General features: G+C 66.9%; 14 protein-coding genes and 1 tRNA gene. 9 read left to right on the top strand and 6 right to left on the bottom strand.

Translation table 11 applies throughout. The features are described from left to right. Window positions 1–39: 39 nt before the first annotated feature. The 3 genes from lptD to lptF form a co-directional block, all read right to left on the bottom strand. Window positions 40–2,370, bottom strand: coding sequence for an LPS assembly protein LptD (gene lptD / locus EPN98_RS20310; protein WP_293364754.1), 2,331 nt, complete (start codon window positions 2,368–2,370; stop codon window positions 40–42). A 174-nt stretch (window positions 2,371–2,544) separates the two neighbouring features. Further along, on the bottom strand, window positions 2,545–3,648 hold the full coding sequence (gene lptG / locus EPN98_RS20305; protein ID WP_293364753.1) for an LPS export ABC transporter permease LptG: 1,104 nt from the start codon (window positions 3,646–3,648) through the stop codon (window positions 2,545–2,547). Then, complete coding sequence (gene lptF, locus EPN98_RS20300; protein ID WP_293364752.1) at window positions 3,645–4,790, bottom strand: LPS export ABC transporter permease LptF; 1,146 nt, start codon at window positions 4,788–4,790, stop codon at window positions 3,645–3,647. The genes lptG and lptF overlap by 4 nt, the downstream gene beginning before the upstream one ends. Before the next feature lie 129 nt (window positions 4,791–4,919). Between lptF and EPN98_RS20295 the strand changes: the two genes are divergently transcribed. From EPN98_RS20295 to EPN98_RS20285, 3 genes are read left to right on the top strand one after another with little or no spacing between them, the layout of a single operon-like run. Further along, complete coding sequence (locus EPN98_RS20295) at window positions 4,920–6,368, top strand: leucyl aminopeptidase (RefSeq protein WP_293364751.1); 1,449 nt, start codon at window positions 4,920–4,922, stop codon at window positions 6,366–6,368. A 1-nt stretch (window position 6,369) separates the two neighbouring features. Next, window positions 6,370–6,846: a DNA polymerase III subunit chi gene (locus EPN98_RS20290; protein ID WP_293364750.1), complete on the top strand. Its 477-nt coding sequence runs from the start codon at window positions 6,370–6,372 to the stop codon at window positions 6,844–6,846. Then, window positions 6,843–7,169: an I78 family peptidase inhibitor gene (locus EPN98_RS20285; protein WP_293364749.1), complete on the top strand. Its 327-nt coding sequence runs from the start codon at window positions 6,843–6,845 to the stop codon at window positions 7,167–7,169. The genes EPN98_RS20290 and EPN98_RS20285 overlap by 4 nt, the downstream gene beginning before the upstream one ends. Here EPN98_RS20285 and EPN98_RS20280 read toward each other — a convergent pair. Together EPN98_RS20280 and EPN98_RS20275 are read right to left on the bottom strand one after the other, a co-directional pair. After that, on the bottom strand, window positions 7,166–8,392 hold the full coding sequence (locus EPN98_RS20280) for a glycosyltransferase (RefSeq protein WP_293364748.1): 1,227 nt from the start codon (window positions 8,390–8,392) through the stop codon (window positions 7,166–7,168). The genes EPN98_RS20285 and EPN98_RS20280 overlap by 4 nt on opposite strands. A gap of 130 nt (window positions 8,393–8,522) precedes the next feature. Next, window positions 8,523–8,607: transfer RNA gene (locus EPN98_RS20275), tRNA-Leu, on the bottom strand. A 188-nt stretch (window positions 8,608–8,795) separates the two neighbouring features. Here EPN98_RS20275 and tig point away from each other — a divergent pair. Further along, window positions 8,796–10,154, top strand: a complete 1,359-nt coding sequence (gene tig, locus EPN98_RS20270; protein ID WP_293364747.1) for a trigger factor — start codon at window positions 8,796–8,798, stop codon at window positions 10,152–10,154. 212 nt (window positions 10,155–10,366) lie between these two features. On the opposite strand, the gene EPN98_RS20265 is transcribed toward tig, so the two are convergent. Then, the gene (locus EPN98_RS20265; protein WP_293364746.1) at window positions 10,367–10,546 is read right to left on the bottom strand and encodes a hypothetical protein; all 180 of its coding nucleotides are present in this window, start codon (window positions 10,544–10,546) and stop codon (window positions 10,367–10,369) included. A gap of 342 nt (window positions 10,547–10,888) precedes the next feature. Here EPN98_RS20265 and EPN98_RS20260 point away from each other — a divergent pair, with 342 nt between their 5' ends. The 5 genes from EPN98_RS20260 to EPN98_RS20240 form a co-directional block, all read left to right on the top strand. After that, window positions 10,889–12,673 (top strand): FAD-dependent oxidoreductase, encoded by a 1,785-nt coding sequence (locus EPN98_RS20260; protein WP_293364745.1) that lies wholly within the window; start codon window positions 10,889–10,891, stop codon window positions 12,671–12,673. A gap of 28 nt (window positions 12,674–12,701) precedes the next feature. Further along, complete coding sequence (locus EPN98_RS20255; RefSeq protein ID WP_293364744.1) at window positions 12,702–14,525, top strand: 2-oxoacid:acceptor oxidoreductase subunit alpha; 1,824 nt, start codon at window positions 12,702–12,704, stop codon at window positions 14,523–14,525. Beyond that, window positions 14,522–15,577, top strand: a complete 1,056-nt coding sequence (locus tag EPN98_RS20250; protein WP_293364743.1) for a 2-oxoacid:ferredoxin oxidoreductase subunit beta — start codon at window positions 14,522–14,524, stop codon at window positions 15,575–15,577. Before EPN98_RS20255 ends, EPN98_RS20250 begins: the two co-directional genes overlap by 4 nt. A 166-nt stretch (window positions 15,578–15,743) precedes the next feature. Next, complete coding sequence (locus tag EPN98_RS20245; protein ID WP_293364742.1) at window positions 15,744–16,277, top strand: ATP-binding protein; 534 nt, start codon at window positions 15,744–15,746, stop codon at window positions 16,275–16,277. 161 nt (window positions 16,278–16,438) lie between these two features. Continuing rightward, window positions 16,439–17,187 (top strand): hypothetical protein (locus EPN98_RS20240; RefSeq protein WP_293364741.1); only part of this gene is annotated, 749 nt, incomplete at its 3' end.

The raw sequence follows: 17,187 nt of genomic DNA, 5'->3' as shown, positions 1-17,187 counted from the left end.
TGGGAAAACCTTATAAGACACCGCAGTTCGGTGACCATTCTAACGCCCACTGAATGAGCCGCCCAATGTGGCGAGCGTTAGGCGTACGGACACCGACTCGCTGGGTAGCAGACGACCGATGATCGTGTCTTCGCGGCGATAGATCACATCAACCCGTAGACAATCATCGCGATAGAACACGCCGACGTCGCGAATGACCCAACTGTCCTGCGACAGATCGCGCTGGCCGTAGAAGCTGACGCCATAGCGCTTGCCGAGGTTCAATTCGCCGCCGAGGTCGAGGTTCTCGCGCTTCGTGCCGTTGATGTCGAAATCGTCGGTGAGGTAGCGGACGAAGCCGGAACCGTACTTGTTGTAGACGTTCGCGCCGGCTTCCAGCCTGTGGACGTCCAGCGAGTCGCTGTCGAGGCGGGCCCGGGCGAACACCGACATGCCGCGCATCGGCTGGGCGTCGGCTGACACGATCCAGTCCGAGGCCTTGGTGCGCAGGCCGCTGCGGTTGGTGAAGACCGCGTTCTCCTCGGTGCGGAAACTGCGGCCGATCAGGAAATTGGCCCGGCGGCCGTCGTCCCACATCACGGTCGCGCGCCCCGCCATGTTGAGGCGCACGCCGTCCTCGTAGAGGTCGTAGCCGGGGAACTTGTTGGGCCGGAAGAGGGTGGTCTCGTCGAACTCGAAGGCGATCGAGTCCTCGTTCAGGTAGATCGGCTCGCCGGCCGTGTTGCGCCCGATCACGACCTGTTTGGCGTTGGGCGAGGCGGCGACCTGCACGACCGGTTCGACCACCACGGTCGCGTCGCTCAGTCGCTTGTAGAACGGATAGGTGATGTCGACGCCGGCAGTCGCCAGCGCGCGGGTCATGTTGTCCTTGCGGGTGGCCGAGCCCACGCCCGTCAGGATGTCCTGGATCCGGTAGGCGTCGGCGCGCACGGTGGCGAACGGTTCCAGCCGCAGACCGGCCGACGAAATATAGGCCCGCCGCCAGTCCAGGTCTGCGGTGACCCGGGCGCTGTCGAGGCCGGGCAGCCGCCGCGTCAGGTCGGTCTGCGACTGCTCGCGGCTCAGCACCACGGCGCTGGTGTGGGCGCGTAACCGCCCGCCGAGGATCTTGGGGGCGGGCTCGTAGTGGCCTTCGACCAGCGGACCGATGATCGGGAAGACGCGATCGTTCTCACCGACCGCTCGTCCTGTCACGGGGTCGATCGCGCCCGGGCGCAGGCCCTGGATCGTCATCCCGGCGACCGAGAAGTACGACCGCTCGTCCTGACGCATGGCATACAGCTGTGAGATCAGGCGGCGGTCGTCGGCGATGTACGGCCCGCGGGTGTCATAGACCTTGCCGATCTCGTACTTGTCGAAGATCAGGTCATCCGACGCGCGCTCGGCGGTGAAGCCCCAGAGCCACTTTTCATCGATCTGGAACGAGCCGCGGCCCAGGATGTAGCTGCGGTCGGTCGAGGTGCCGGGCAGCTCGTTGCCCTTGCCGTCGAAGTCGCGGGCGTGGGTGTAGCCGAACCGGAAATCCACATCGCCGGAGTAGAAGCGCTTGCGCAACTGGCCGTTCAGGAACGGCGCGATCTTGGAGTTCACCTGCGGGCTGATGATCGCGTCGGTCGAGGGCGAGATCACCCAGTAATAGGGCTGTTCGTACGACAGGCCGCGCCGGTCCGACACCGAGGCCTTCGGCACCAGGAAGCCCGATGACCGCTCGGCGGCCGGGTCGGCGTGCCAGAACAGGGGCAGATAGACCACCGAGACGCCGAACAGCTTGAAGCGGGCGTTGCGGTAGTAGACGACGCGCCGCTTCTTATCGCGGATCACCCGCTCGGCGGCGATGGACCAGGTGGGCGTCTTGACCGAGCCGTCCTTCGCGCAGATCTCGCACGGCGTGTAGATCGCCTTGCTGAGTTCCTCGACGTTCTCGTTGCGCTTGGCGGCGCTGGCCGCCGCGATCTTCACGTTCTCCTGCAGGCGGGCCGAGAAGCCCAGGGCCACGCCGGCGCGCATATCCTCGTCGAGGACGATTTCCTCGGCGTACTCGAACGTGCCGTCCGAGTTGATGATGACGATGTTGCCGTAGGCGCGAATGACGCCGGTCTGGTCGTTGTAGATCAGGCGATTGGCGCGCAGCGTGCGGCCGTTGTAGCGGACCTCGATGTTGCCGTTGGCGGTCGTCAGCCCGGCGTCGTCTTCACGGATGACCTCGTCGGCCTCCATGTACATCTCGTCCTTCTGGAGCCCGTCCGGGCTAGGCCCGGCAGGCGTCTGCGCATGTGCGCAGGCCGTCCAGAGGAACGCGACCGCGGCGCCCGCGAACAGGGCGCGCTTACCCGGAACGCGTTCGGCGAAAGTGGAAGCCGGTTTCGCCATTAGAACGCACTCCAGACAAGCTTCAGGCGCCGCTCGCCATAGGCAAACGGCTCCGGGGGTCGCGGCGTACGCCGACGCGGACTCATCAACCCTCTCGATCCCCTACGGCGCGAAGCTCAGCGGCGGCGCTCATTCAGTCAGGCCTGGGATGTACTAGCTCCGCAGGCCGGCGATTCAACCGTCTTCCGTGTAGCAAAGCAGGGTGAGCCCTGCGAGCGCGGCGACGACCGCCGGCGCCCAGGCGGCCGCAAACAGCGGGATGATGTCGGCTTTCGCCAGGGCCCCCGCGAACTGGTTGAAGAAGAACAGCACGAACCCCAGGGCCACGCCGGCCCCCGCCAGGCCCGCCAGGCCGCCCAGCCGCGTGAGTCGCAGCGAGAAGGCGGCCGCCAGAACCGCCATCGCCGCAAAGAGCAGCGGGGTCGCCAGCAGTTGGTGGAACCGGAGTCGGTAGCCAGAGGCCGAGAACCCCGCCTGTTCGGTCAGCTGGATCGCCTTGGGCAGCCGCCAGAACGCGATCGCCTCGGGCGAGGCCAGGCTCTCCATCGCGGCCTCGGCGTCGAGGGTTGAGCGGATCGTCAGGGTGTCGGATCGGATCGACGAGTCGCCCGCGGTCGCCTCGCGTACGTCCTTCAGCCGCCAGAAACCCGGCATCAGGGTGGCCTCGGCCGCCTCAAGGCGTCGCCGGAATTCCGGCTGACCCTTGGCGTTTTTCTCGTAGATGAACAGCGAGACGCCGCGCAGCGTCACCGCTCCCTGGCGGGCGTCGCGGGCCTTCGCGTGAATAACGATCTGGCTGGTGTCGTCGCCCTGGCGCAGCCAGATGTCCTTGGGCTGGTCGCCCAGGTAGTTGGCCATCAGTCGCGCGCGCTGCAGCTCGAACTGGCCGTTCATCGCCGCGGCCATCGGATTCACGCCCGCCACCACCAGCACGCCCAGCGCCATGGCCGCGGCGGCCGAGGGCAGGATGAAGCGCCAGGCCGAGACGCCCGCGGCCCGCATCGCCACCAGCTCGCTGCGGCGGTTCAGCCCGACGAAGGCGGTGATACCCCCGAAGAGGAAGCAGAAGGGCAGCAGAATCTGAACCAGCGAGGGCAGCCGCAGCATCGTCAGCTGCAGGATGCTGCTGGCGCCCACGTCGGCCCGCGTGCCCACCTGGCTGGACAGCTCGACGAACTGAATCAGCATCACGACCGACGACAGAATCGCCAGCCAGATCAGCACGCCCAGCAGGGTGTAGCCGACCACATAGCGCTCGATGCGTCCCAGGCCCATCACGCGCGAGCCCCGGCGCGATCGGCCAGCTGAAGCGGTCGCTTGGTGATGTCGATGTGGCGGCTGACCTTGCCCCGGAAGATCTGGGCGAGGGCCGCCCAGATCGTGATCAGCGGCACGAGATACTGCAGCACGTTCAGCCACGCCTCGTCCTCGGCCCCGGACTGTACGAGGAAGCCCACCAGCCGGACGCCCGCCGCCACGGCCCCCATGGTGGCGATGCGCCGCCCATAGCCCAGGCGCGAGAAGCCCCCGCCAATGATGGCGTTCAGCGCCAGCGCCATGAAGGCGATGTTGTAGAGCGGGGAGGCGATCCGCGCGTTGCCCTCGGCCAACAGGTCCAGGCGGTTCTTGCGCTCCCAGTCCTGCTGCAGATCTGGGAAGAACAGCTCGTGCAGGTAACGGTCGGACGGCTTGTAGTGGATCAGCTCGTCGGCGCGGGCGAGGGGAGCCAGGTCGAAGATGTACTCGTCGAAGGTCAGGTAGTTCAGGACGCCGCGGCTGGAGAACTCCTGGTTCGTGCCGTTGGTCATGAACAACACCGGCCGACCCTGGGCGCGGCCCACGCGGCCCTGCTCGGCGGTATAGGTGGTGGTGGCCCCGTCGGGCTTGATCTGGTGGATGAACAGGTTGCGCAGGTTGCCCTGGCCATCGACGCTCTGGGCATAGACAGTCAGGCCCGGGGTCGGCTCGGTGAACTCGCCCTCGCGCACGAGCGTGGCGGCCAAGTCGGTCCTGACCTCGAACAACTCCTGCCGCAACGTCCGGAACGACAGCGGCTGGACGAAGATGTTCATCAGCAACGCCAGGAAGGCGACGGTGCAGGCCAGTCGGATCGCCGGCGAGATCACCCGCCAGCGGCTCATGCCGCCCGCGAAGCAGACCACGATCTCCTGTTCGGTGTGCAGCCGGTTCAGCGCCACCAGCGCGGCCACGAACACGGCGATCGGCAGGATCAGATTGATGAGCTGCGGCATGTACAGCAGCGTCACCTTCAGGAACACGAGGGCGCTCTGGCGCTGGTTCACGATCAGGTCGAGGCCGGCCAGGCTCTGCGAGAGCAACGCAACCGCCGTCAGCGCCAGGGTGGCCAGGGCCACCGGCCCCATCAGCTGGCGCAGGAGATATCGGTCGATCAGGCGCATCAGTGCAAAAAACGGCCTAGGCTGAGATTGGGCGCGCCCCGTCCGCGGACCTGTTCTAAACCATGCGTCGCCCCGCCGCACAACTCACCGTGGCTGTGGCGAAAGTGAGCCCGAGAGAGAACACGGAAGATGGATATCCAGTTCGTTGCGGCCGACGCCGCCATCCCCGCCAAGACGGCGGTGGCCCGCATTGTCTTTGAAGGCGACGTCCACGAAGGCGCCGTCGGCGAGGCCGTCTCGGCGAGTCGGTTCACCGGCGGCAAGGGTCAGACGCTGGACATCCTGGCGCCTCAGGGCCTGGGCGCGGCGCGGCTGGTCCTGGTGGGCGCGGGCAAGCGCGACGCCTTCGACCTGATCGGCGCGGAGCATGCCGCGGCCACCGGCTACAACGCCGTGAAGGCCTCGGGCCTTGAGACCCTGAGGGTGGAAGTTTCCGGCGGCGCCGATCTGGCCGCCCACGCCGCGCTGGGCGTGCGCCTGGCGAGCTACCGATTCGACAAGTACCGGACCAAGGAAAAGGCCGAAAAGAAGCCCTCCATCGCCAAGACCCTGGTGGCGACCGTCGACCCCGATGCCGCGCTGGCGGCGTTCCCCGATCTGGCGGCGCTGGCCGACGCCATCAGCTTCACCCGCGACCTGGTCTCGGAGCCGCCGAACGTCCTCTACCCCGCCGAATTCGCGTCCCGGGTGAAGGCGCTGGAGTCGCTGGGCCTCGAGGTCGAGATCCTGGGCGAAGCCGAGATGATGAAGCTGGGCATGGGCTCGCTGCTGGCCGTCGGCCAGGGCAGCATCCGTGAGAGCCAGCTGGTGATCGCGCGCTGGAACGGGGCGGCCGACAAGACGGCCCAGCCCGTGGCCTTCGTCGGCAAGGGCGTCTGCTTCGACACCGGCGGCATCTCGATCAAGCCGGCCGACGGCATGGAGGACATGAAGTGGGACATGGGCGGCGCGGGCACCGTGGCCGGCGTCATGCACGTCCTGGCCGCCCGCAAGGCCAAGGTGAACGCTGTCGGCATCCTCGGGCTCGTCGAGAACATGCCCGACGGCAACGCCTATCGCCCGGGCGATGTTCTGACCTCAATGTCGGGCCAGACGATCGAGGTGGTGAACACCGACGCCGAGGGACGCCTCGTGCTGGCCGACGCGCTCTGGTACTGCCAGGACCGCTTCAAGCCCAAGTTCATGGTCGACCTCGCAACCCTGACCGGGGCGATCATCATCTCGCTGGGCAACGACTATGCCGGCTGCTTCTCGAACAACGACGAACTGGCCGGCAACCTGCTGGACGCCGCCAAGAGCGAGGACGAGGGCCTGTGGCGAATGCCGATGCCCGACGCCTACAACAAGCAGATCGACTCGATGATCGCCGACATGAAGAACACCGGCGGCCGGCCGGGCGGCTCGATCACCGCGGCGCTTTTCCTCAAGCGCTATGTGAACGACGTCCCGTGGGCGCACCTCGATATTGCGTCCACCGCCTGGAAGAAGCCGTCCTCTGTGCCGACCATTCCGGACGGCGCCGTCGGCTACGGTATTCGTCTGCTGAACCGGATGGTGCGGGACAAGTACGAGGGCTGAGGTGTCCGCTAAGGATCCAGAGGGGGCCGCCGCCTGCGAGGTCTGGTTCTATCACCTGGAACGCACCGGGCTGGACCAGGCCTTGCCGGAGCTCCTCGAGAAGACCCTGCAGCGGGGATGGAAAGCCATCGTTCGCTCGTCTGCGCCCGAGCGGATCGAGCACCTCGATGGCTGGCTCTGGTCGTACCGTGACGAGAGCTTCCTGCCGCATGCGCCAGCCGACGAGCCGGGCGCCGCGCGCCAGCCGATCCTGCTGACGACGGGTGTCGAGAACGCCAACGCCGCCGACGCGCTGTTCCTGGTGGATGGCGCCGAGCCCGGCGAACTGGCGGCCTTCAAACGCTGCGTCGTGCTGTTCGACGGCAATGACGACGACCAGCTGCGGAACGCCCGGGCCCAATGGAGCGCTGTGAAGGCGAGAGGCCTGCCGGTCTCATACTGGAAGCAGCAGGCGCGCGGATGGGAGAAGCAGGCTTGAGGCGGGCGATCCTCCTGGCGACTCTTTTGACGGTGGCGGCCTGCTCGACGCCGACGGAGGCTCCGCCGCCCGCGCCGCCGCCCCCAGTCGCCAATGTGACGCCGCCCCGCGAGCCCGACAATGCGGTCGCCGACGCGTGCAACGCCGCCGCCCACCGCCACCTGATCGGACGTCCGCGCTCAGAGATCCCGGTGCCGGTGCAGCCCAACCTGCAGCGCGTGCTCTGCACCACCTGTCCGATGACCATGGATCACAATCCCAACCGGCTGAACTTCCTGTTCGACGCCGGCTCTGGGAAGATCACCGAGGTTCGCTGCGGCTAGGGCAGGGCCAGGCCCAGCTCCTGCAGCAGGCTCAGCCAGGCCGCGCGGCCCTTGGTCCGATCAAAGGCCGCGACCGCCGTGGCGCGCGCCGCCGCGCGCATCCCGGCCGCCGCCGCAGGGTCGCGGCACGCGGCGATCAGGGCGTCCGACAGCGCGTCGATGTCGAAAAACGGAAGGAGGCGGCCGTTGACGCCGTCCTCGATCGCATCGTGCAGCGGCGGCGTGTCCGACCCGATCACATAGCAACCTGACGCCATCGCCTCGACCAGCGACCAGGAGAGGACGAAGGGGTAGGTGTAGTAGACATGCGCCGTCCCCAGCCGCAGCGCCGCCAGCATGCGGGCATGGGCGACGCGTCCCAGGAAATGCACGCGGGCTGGATCGTAGTCCACGCCCTCGAAGCAGACATCCCGCCAGGTGCGGCCCTCGGGCGCCGAGCCCCCATAAGCCCGCTTGTCGGTGTCGCCGACGATCAGGACCTGGGCGTCCGGGACCTCGCGCAGCAGGCGGGGAAGGGCCCGGGCCAGGATGTGCAGGCCGCGCAGCGGCTCCATGTTGTTGTTCACATGGGTGATCACCGGCGTGCCCGGTGCGATCACGCGTCCGTCGTCGAGGGCGAAGGGCTCGGGCGGCCCGGGCCGTATCGCCTCGACGTCCACGCCTTCGTGGATCACGCGGGTCCGCTCGCGGAAGATGCGCGGCAGGGCCGCGGCTTGGAATTCGGTCGGCGAAACGATGGCGTCGGCTTCGGCGTAGGCCAGAGCCATCACCGCGTTCTTGGCCTCGGCCTTGAAGACCGACTCCTGCTCGAACGGGAAGAATTCGGTGTCGAAGCCCACGTCCAGGCCGCGGCCGCGATAGTAGAACTCGGCGAACGCGACCTGCTTCGCGTTGGGGAACGCCTCCCGCAGAAAGGTCATCTCGCCCCAGCCCGGATGGCCCACGATCACCTCGGGGTCCCAGCCGTCGTTCTGTAGCGCTCGCGCGGCGTCATAGGCGCTCCGGGCCCGCAGCAGGTCGGCCTCGGCCCGGACCGCCAGCGGGTAGATCCCGGGGGTCGAGCCCCGCGGCAGGGTGTACCGGGCGGTTCGCACGGCGCCCATGACGCCGGCATGGTCCTGGGCGATCGCGCAGCAGGGCACGCCGCGCGCGACGAGGCCCAAGGCCAGGTCCCGGAACTGGGCGGGAAAGTTGTTATGAACGAACAGAACGCCGCGTGGCATGGCTGGGCTTTAGCGTGGCCGACCGAGCCCTGTCACGCGCTGCCGCCTGCCTTCACCCACTGAGCTCCGGCGCGGCGGCGCTGGCCGGAAACGGCCTGCCCTGCCGATGCGGGGTCCTTCAAGCGAAGGCTGGTGCGGATGAGAGGAGTCGAACCTCCATGCCTTGCGGCGCTGGAACCTAAATCCAGTGCGTCTACCAATTCCGCCACATCCGCATGAGGCCGGCGCCTGCCATCGCGGCCCCGCGGCTCCGCGTCAAGGGGCAGGGGGCTTGGAGGCGCCCGCGGGGCGTGACATAAGGGCGCCTTCGCGCCGCCGGGCCCTGTTCGGCGGCCTTCCCCGTTTGGCCTAAAGACGGACAGGGGCGGATGGCCGCCCTGGTTCGGGAAACTTGAGAATGTCGATGCAAATCGTTGAGAAGTCTGGTGAAGGCCTGAGCCGCGTCTATGGCGTGACGGTTCCGGTTTCCGATCTGAATGAGCGCCTGGAAGCGCGGATCAAGGAAATCGCGCCTACCCTCAACGTGAAGGGCTTCCGCCCTGGCAAGGTGCCCGCGGCCCATGTGCGCCGCCTGTACGGCAAGGCGCTGATGAGCGAAGTCGTCCAGGCCAGCCTCAACGAAAGCACCCAGAAGGTGCTCGACGACAACAACCTGCGTCCCGCCGGCGAGCCCGAGCTGAAGCCGGAAGGCGACATCGAGGCCGTCATGGATGGCAAGGCCGACCTGGCCTACGAGCTGACCATCGACCTGATGCCCGAGTTCACGCCGGTGGACGCCACGACGCTGACGCTGACCAAGCCCGTCTACACCGCGACCGACAAGGAAGTGGACGAGGCCGTCGCCGACCTGGCCAAGCAGAACCGCACTTACGAGACCAAGACCGGCAAGACCGTGAAGGCCAAGGACGGCGATCAGGTGATCATCGACTTCGTCGGCCGCGTGGACGGCGAGGCCTTCGAAGGCGGCACGGCCACGGACGTTCCGCTGGTGCTGGGCTCGGGCCAGTTCATCCCCGGCTTCGAGGAGCAACTGGTCGGCGCCAAGCCCGACAGCGACATCGTCGTGAAGGTGACGTTCCCGGCCGACTATCAGGCCGCCAACCTGGCCGGCAAGGACGCCGAGTTCGAGACCAAGGTGAAGGAGGTTAAGGCTCCGGTCGACGCCCCGGCCGACGACGAGTTTGCCACGCGCCTGGGTCTGGAGAGCCTGGACAAGCTCAAGGAACTGGTCCGCGGCAACCTCGAAGAACAGTACGCCGGCGCCAGCCGCTTCAAGCTGAAGCGCGCCCTGCTGGACGAACTGGACAGCAAGCACGACTTCCCGCTGCCGCCCAAGATGGTGGAAGCCGAGTTCGCCTCGATCTGGGGCCAGGTGCAGGCCGACAAGGAAGCCGGCCAACTGCCGCCTGAAGACGCCGAGAAGACCGAGGAGCAGCTCCAGAAGGAGTACCGCAAGATCGCCGAGCGGCGCGTGCGCCTGGGCCTGGTGCTGGCCGAGATCGGTCGCGCCAACAGCATCCAGGTCAACGAGGCCGAGCTGAACCAGGCGATCATGAACGAGGCCCGCAAGTACGGCGCTCAGGCCCAGCAGATCTACAACCTGCTGCGCGAGAACCCCAACGCCCAGGCCCAGCTGCGCGCCCCGATCTTCGAGGACAAGGTCGTCGACCTCATCGTCTCCCAGGCCAAGGTCAAGGAGAAGAAGGTGTCGAAGGACGACCTGATGAAGGAAGACGACCTGCCGGCCGGCTACAGCGAATAAGCCGCGCTACAGACTGACAGTCAGACGGCGCCGTCCCCCAGGGGCGGCGCCGTTTTCGATTCTTTCCCTCCCCTTCATCGGGAGGGACAGGCGGCGTAGCCGCCAGGGTGGAGAAGTATAGATAGGCCAGAGTGCGGAGGTCGGGGAGGATCTTGACCTCCCCACCCGTCTCGCTTCGCTCGCCACCCTCCCCATGAAGGGGAGGGATGATTTCAGAGCGACCGCAGGTGCTTCAGCAGCTCGGCGTTCTCGACCTGGGCGCGGCGCTCGTTGATGGCGCGGTGCAGGTTGAAGGAGTCCGTCGGGTCGAGCGGCGACAGCGACGAGGCCGGAAGGTCGTCGAATGCGTCGAAGCTGACGGGCGCGTTTTCGGGCACGCTGATCTCGGGCATGTCCATGAGTCTCCCATTCCTCCGCACAAGGCGGAGCCTCTCCCGCGATTAAGGTATCATTTACCTGTCACACTCGCCAACATCGGAGCTGCGCGAAACTTCCCGGCCGCGATCACAGTCTGGTGTGGAAGATCCTGCCTCGCGGAATCGGAGCGAACCGAGGTGGTCGAGGTCGCTCTGCGTGGAAATCGGTGAACCCCGACCATGAATCGGTTGGCTTCCGTAGGGTGTGGGACTTAACCTTCGACCTTAACGCCGCGTCGGGGCTGCGGAGCCATCTCTGCCCGAGTGCAGATGAGACTCACGACCTCGGGAGTAGAGCGCCCAGGAAGGAAGTGAGCTTTGCAGCGCACGCGTGAGGTTGGCGCCGACTACTTTCACAAGGTTGTCGATTGCCAATGGGCCTGTCCGGCCCACACCCCGGTCCCCGAGTACATCCGACTGATCGCCGACGGCCGCTACGCCGACGCCTACATGATCAACTGGAAGTCCAACGTCTTCCCAGGCGTTCTTGGACGCACCTGCGACCGCCCCTGCGAGCCGGCATGCCGGCGGGGCCGCGTCGAGGAGGAGCCGGTGGCGATCTGCCGGCTGAAGCGGGTTGCGGCCGATAACAAGGGCGACGTCGAGGGGCGGATGCCGCCGCCGGTCAGCCATTCCAACGGAAAGCGCGTGGCGCTGGTGGGCTGCGGTCCGGCCTCGCTGACGGTGGCGCGCGACCTGGCGCCGCTGGGCTACCAGATCACCATCTTCGACGGCGAGACCAAGTCCGCCGGCATGATCCGCAGCCAGATTCCGCGCTTTCGCCTGCCCGAAGAGGTGATCGACGAGGAGGTGGGCTACATCGCCGCTCTCGGCGGCATCGAGATGAAGTTCGGCCATCGCATCGACAGCCTGAAGGCGCTGCTGGCCGAGGGCTATGACGCGGTGTTCGTGGGTTCGGGCGCGCCGCGCGGCCGGGACCTGGACATTCCTGGGCGCGCCGAGGCCGCGGCGAACGTCCATATCGGCATCGACTGGCTCTCCAGCGTCTCGTTCGGGCACATCGAGAAGATCGGCAAGCGGGTCATCGTCCTGGGCGGCGGCAACACCGCCATGGACTGCTGCCGCACCTCGCGACGCCTGGGCGGCGAAAGCGTCAAGGTGATCGTCCGCTCGGGCTTCGAGGAGATGAAGGCGTCCCCCTGGGAGAAGGAGGACGCGATGCACGAGGACATCCCGATCCTCAACTTCCGGGTCCCCAAGGCTTTCACGCACGAGAACGGCAAGCTGACCGGCGTCGTCTTCGAGGTGGTCAAGGCGGAGTACGACGAGCGGGGCAGGCGCCGGCTCGTCCCGTCGGGCGAGCCGGACGAACACCACGAGTGCGACGATGTGCTGGTGGCCGTGGGCCAGGAGAACGCCTTCCCGTGGATCGAGGACGACATCGGCCTCGAGTTCGACGAATGGCATATGCCCAAGGTGGACGCCGCCAGCTTCCAGTCGACCATCCCGAACGTCTTCTTCGGCGGTGACGCGGCCTTCGGACCCAAGAACATCATCTGGGCCGTGGCGCACGGACACGAGGCGGCGGTCTCGATCCACAAGTTCTGCCAGGGCCAGGACGTCGCCGACCGTCCGCCGCCGGGCGCCACTCTGGTCAGCCAGAAGATGGGCATCCACGAGTGGAGCTACGACAACGACGTCTCCAACGACCTGCGCTACCGCGTCCCGATGCGCGACAAGGCCGAGGCGCTGGCCAGCGTGCGCCTCGAGGTCGAGCTGGGCTTCGACCGCGAGCTGGGGCTCAAGGAGGCTCAGCGCTGCCTGAACTGCGACGTGCAGACGGTCTTCGCCGACAAGCTTTGCATCGAGTGTGACGCCTGCGTCGACATCTGTCCGATGGACTGCATCACTTTCACCGAAGAGGGCGAGGAGGACGACCTGCGCGGACGCCTCAAGGCCCCGGCGGTCAACCTGACCCAGGACCTCTACGTCTCGGGCAAGCTGCCCACCGGCCGGGTGATGGCCAAGGACGAGGACGTCTGCCTGCACTGCGGCCTCTGCGCCGAGCGGTGCCCAACCGGCGCCTGGGACATGCAGAAGTTCTACCTCGAGATGACGCACGCCGGGGGGTGCAATGCCTGAGGCTGCCCAGTCCCAAGGGGGCGTGTCCGTGGGGGGTAAGTCCCGCGTCAACGACTTCGTGGTCAAGTTCGCAAACGTCAACGGCTCGGGCTCGGCCAGCGCCAACGGCCTGTTCGCCCGCTCGGTCATGCGGATGGGCGTGCCGGTGGCAGCCCGCAACATCTTCCCATCGAACATCCAGGGTCTGCCCACCTGGTATGAGGTCCGCATCACCGAGGCCGGGCACCTCGGCCGGCGCGGCGGCGTCGACCTCATGGTCGCGATGAACCCGCAGACCTGGGACCGCGACGTGGCCGAGATCGAGAGCGGCGGGTTCCTGTTTTACGACTCGACCCGGGCGATCCCGCCGTCGAAGTTCCGCGACGACATCACGGTCATCGGCGTGCCGCTGACGGCCATGTGCAACGAGGCCTACGAGCTGCCGCGCGAGCGCCAGCTGTTCAAGAACACCATCTATGTGGGGGCGCTGGCGGGCCTTCTCGGCATGGAGATCCAGGCGATCGAGGACCTGCTCGCCGACGATTTCGCCGGCAAGGACCGCCTGATCAAGGCCAACGTCGAGGCCCTGCACATGGGCCTGAGCTATGTGCAGAAGTTCCTGGCCCCGCTGCCCCTGCAGGTGCGCCGCGCCGATGCGGTGGGCGACCGGATCTATGTCGAGGGCAACAACGCCGCCGCCCTGGGCGCCGTCTATGGCGGAGCCACCGTCTGCGCCTGGTACCCGATCACGCCGTCGACCTCGCTGGCCGAGGCCTTCACCGGGTACTGCCAGGACCTGCGCGTCGACCCCGAGACCGGCAAGAACCGCTTCGCCATCGTCCAGGCCGAGGACGAGATCGCCTCGATCGGCATCGTGGTGGGCGCTGGCTGGAACGGATGCCGTTCGTTCACGGCCACCTCGGGCCCGGGCATCTCGCTGATGACCGAGTTCATCGGCCTCAGCTACTTCGCCGAGATTCCCGCGGTGATCTTCGATGTGCAGCGGGGCGGGCCGTCCACGGGCATGCCGACGCGCACGCAGCAGGCCGACCTGCTGGCCGCCGCCTATGCCGGCCACGGAGACACCAAGCACCCGATGCTGTTGCCGGCCGATCCGGGCGAGTGCTTCGAGATGGGCGCTCAGGCCTTCGACCTGGCCGATCGTCTGCAAACCACCGTCTTCGTCATGCTCGACCTCGACATCGGCATGAACGAGTGGCTGACCCATCCCTTCCAGTGGGATGACAGCCGCAAGCTCGACCGCGGCAAGGTAATGACCGCCGAGCAGCTCGAGGCCGGCGCGGACTTCGGCCGCTATAAGGACGTCGACGGCGACGGCATTCCGTACCGTACCTATCCCGGCACGCACCCGACCTTGGGCGGCTACTTCACGCGCGGCACCTCGCGGAACCCCTACGCCCGCTATTCGGAGGAAGGGGCGGTCTACGTCGACAACATGGAGCGCCTGCTCCGCAAGTTCGACACCGCCAAGGCCCTGGTGCCTGCGCCGGTGCTGCGGGCCGGCAAGCGCAAGACCCGGGACGGTGTGATCTACTTCGGGTCCACGACGCCGGCGATGCATGAGGCGCTGGAGATGCTGGAGGCCGAGGGCCGCAGCCTGGACGCGCTGCGAATTCGTGGCTTCCCGTTCGCCGACCAGGTGTTCGACTTCATCGACCAGCACGACCGCGTGTTCCTGGTCGAACAGAATCGCGACGCGCAGCTCAAGACGCTGCTCATGACCGAGGGCGAGGTCGATCCGGCCAAGCTGGTCTCGATGCTCCACTACGACGGCACGCCGATCACGGCGCGCTACATCGCCGGCGAGATTGCGCGCCGAATGCAGCTTGGCCAGAGCGAGGCGGCGGAATGACCTACATCCTCAAGCCCCAACTGCATCACCCCAAGCTGCCGACCAACAGCCTGGGCTATACCCGCCGCGACTACGAGGGATCGGTTTCGACGCTCTGCGCCGGTTGCGGCCATGACTCGATCTCGGCCGCAATCATCCAGGCCTGTTTCGAGCTGGAGCTGCCGCCGCATCGGGTGGCCAAGCTGTCCGGCATCGGCTGCTCGTCGAAGACGCCGGACTACTTCCTGGGCAACTCGCACGGCTTCAACACCGTGCACGGTCGCATGCCTTCGGTGCTGACGGGGGCCAACCTCGCCAACCGCGACCTCATCTACCTTGGCGTATCGGGCGACGGCGATAGCGCCTCGATCGGCCTGGGCCAATTCGCCCACGCCATCCGGCGCAGCGTGAACATGCTCTACATCGTCGAGAACAACGGCGTGTACGGCCTCACCAAGGGCCAGTTCTCGGCCACGTCCGACAAGGGCTCCAAGTCCAAGCGCGGTGTGGTCAACACTGACGCCGGCATCGACATGGTCAGCCTTGCGCTGCAGATGGGCGCCACGTTCGTGGGGCGCAGCTTCTCGGGCGACAAGGACCAGCTGGTCCCGCTCATCAAGGCCGGCCTGAGCCACAAGGGTGCGGCCTTCATCGACTGCATCAGCCCGTGCGTGCAGTTCAACAACCACAACGGCTCGACCAAGAGCTTCGACTATGTGCGCGAGCACAACGAGGCGGTGAACCGTCTGGACGTGATCACGCCCCGCGACGAGATCAAGGTCGACTACAAGCCCGGCGAGACGGTGCGGGTGCAGCAGCACGACGGCTCGGTGCTGTCGCTGCACAAGCTGAACGAGCTCTACAATCCGAACAGCCGCGCCCAGGCCCTGGGTTATCTCCAGGCGCGGCAGGCAAGGGGCCAGATCGTCACCGGGCTGTTGTTCGTCGATCCCAAGGCCGGCGACCTGCACGACGCCGTCGACACGGTCGAGACGCCGCTGAACCAGCTGAACGAGCACGAGCTGGTGCCGGGGCAGACGGCCCTGGCCCGCATCAACCAGTCTCTCCGCTGACCCTTTCCCTCCCCCAATGGGGAGGGGCAGCCCTTCGTAGCCTTGGCGAAAAAGGGGAGGGGTGATGAGGTCAGGAGAAGGGCGGGGCGTTGGGTGGAGATGGGCATCGCGCCCCGGGCGCCTACTGCCATTCGCATCGTAAGGGTCAACTCTAAGGAACCCTCCCATGCATGCGCCGCTGACAGAAGATGCTGCCCTGTCGATGCTGACCCCTGAGCCGGGGCTGGTCGTCCTGATGTGCGGCGTCGCCGGGAGTGGCAAGACCAGCTTCTCTCTGAAGCTTGCGTCGAAGGGCTTCGCGCGGCTGTCGATCGACGAAGAGATCTGGGCCCGTTTTGGCAGATATGGGTTGGACTACGCGCCGGAACAGTACCCCGAACATGTGGCCACCGCGCGGGAAACCCTCAAAGACGTCCTGCGCCGGCGCTTGGCCGCGAGACAGTCAGTGGTCGTAGATTCCAGTTTCTGGAGCCGCGCGCACCGCGACGACTTCAAGGAACTGGTCGAGGCGGCGGGCGGCGCCTGGCTGCTCGTTTACCTAAAGGCGCCTGAGCCCATCCTGCGTGATCGCCTGGAGGCGAGAAGCCGGCGCTTCGACGCGAACGCGGCGTTCCCCATCGGCGTCGATGTCCTCGCCGGTTTCCTTGAAAGTTTCCAGGCGCCCATCGACGAAGGCGAGATGGTCGTCACCGTCACCTGATCGCGGACGTCCCTACTGTTCGCGGGCCCCAACGCCCGCGACCCGCACGACGCGGCCGCCACGGTCGAGACGCTCCTGCGACGAATTTTCGCATTCGCCGGTTAACCGGGCGTCCACCCGGTTAGATCACATTCGCTCCAGGCACATTCGTGAGTTGTGTTGTGGACGAAGCCCCCGTCGTAGACGTCGAAGACCTCGATGCCTCCCCGTCGGCCAATCAGGCGCCGACTGAGGCCGATCCCTGCGCGCCGTTCACGACGGCGGACGGTCGACAGGTTCGTGTCACCGCCACACTCGATCCGGTGTTCGAGGCAAAAGGCTTCACGCGCATCGGATTCCGCCTCATCCGGCGCGTTATGCTGCAGCGCTACAACGGCGAAGACGAGCTGACGCCCCAGCAGGTAAGCCAGCTCTCGTCGGCCGAGTTGCTGCGGGTCGATCTGGCGACTATCGCCCGGGGCATCAGCCGGCTGAGGTCGGACACCGCCCAACACCTCAGCCTGATCGTGCCGATCTCCTACACAAGCCTGTCTGGCCTGAAGGGGCGCACCGAATTGGTCGCGCGCCTGAAGGAAGCCGGCAGCCTGGTGAAGCTGGGCGTGATTTGCGAGATCCTGGACGCGGACGGGGTGCCGCCGGCGTCGCTGCTGACCGTTGTGACCGTGGTGAAACCGATCACGCTTCTGGTCGTGGGGCGCCTCGCAGACACGAACCCGAAGTCGATTGTGAGGCTCGAGGACGCGGGGCTACAGGCGCTGTCGTTCGAGTGTCCGCCCGCCCTGGGCGACACCGAGTTCCAGATCTGGGCGGCCGGCGCCGTCATCGCGGCGAAACGCGTCGCCAAGGCGGTGCTGGTCTATGGCGCGGGCACGCCCGCGCGCGGTGGTGTCCTCGCCGCCCTGGGCGCCAG

Source organism: Phenylobacterium sp. (assembly GCF_004299445.1).
Lineage (GTDB): Bacteria > Pseudomonadota > Alphaproteobacteria > Caulobacterales > Caulobacteraceae > Phenylobacterium.
This window is presented reverse-complemented; position numbering and strand designations above follow the sequence as displayed.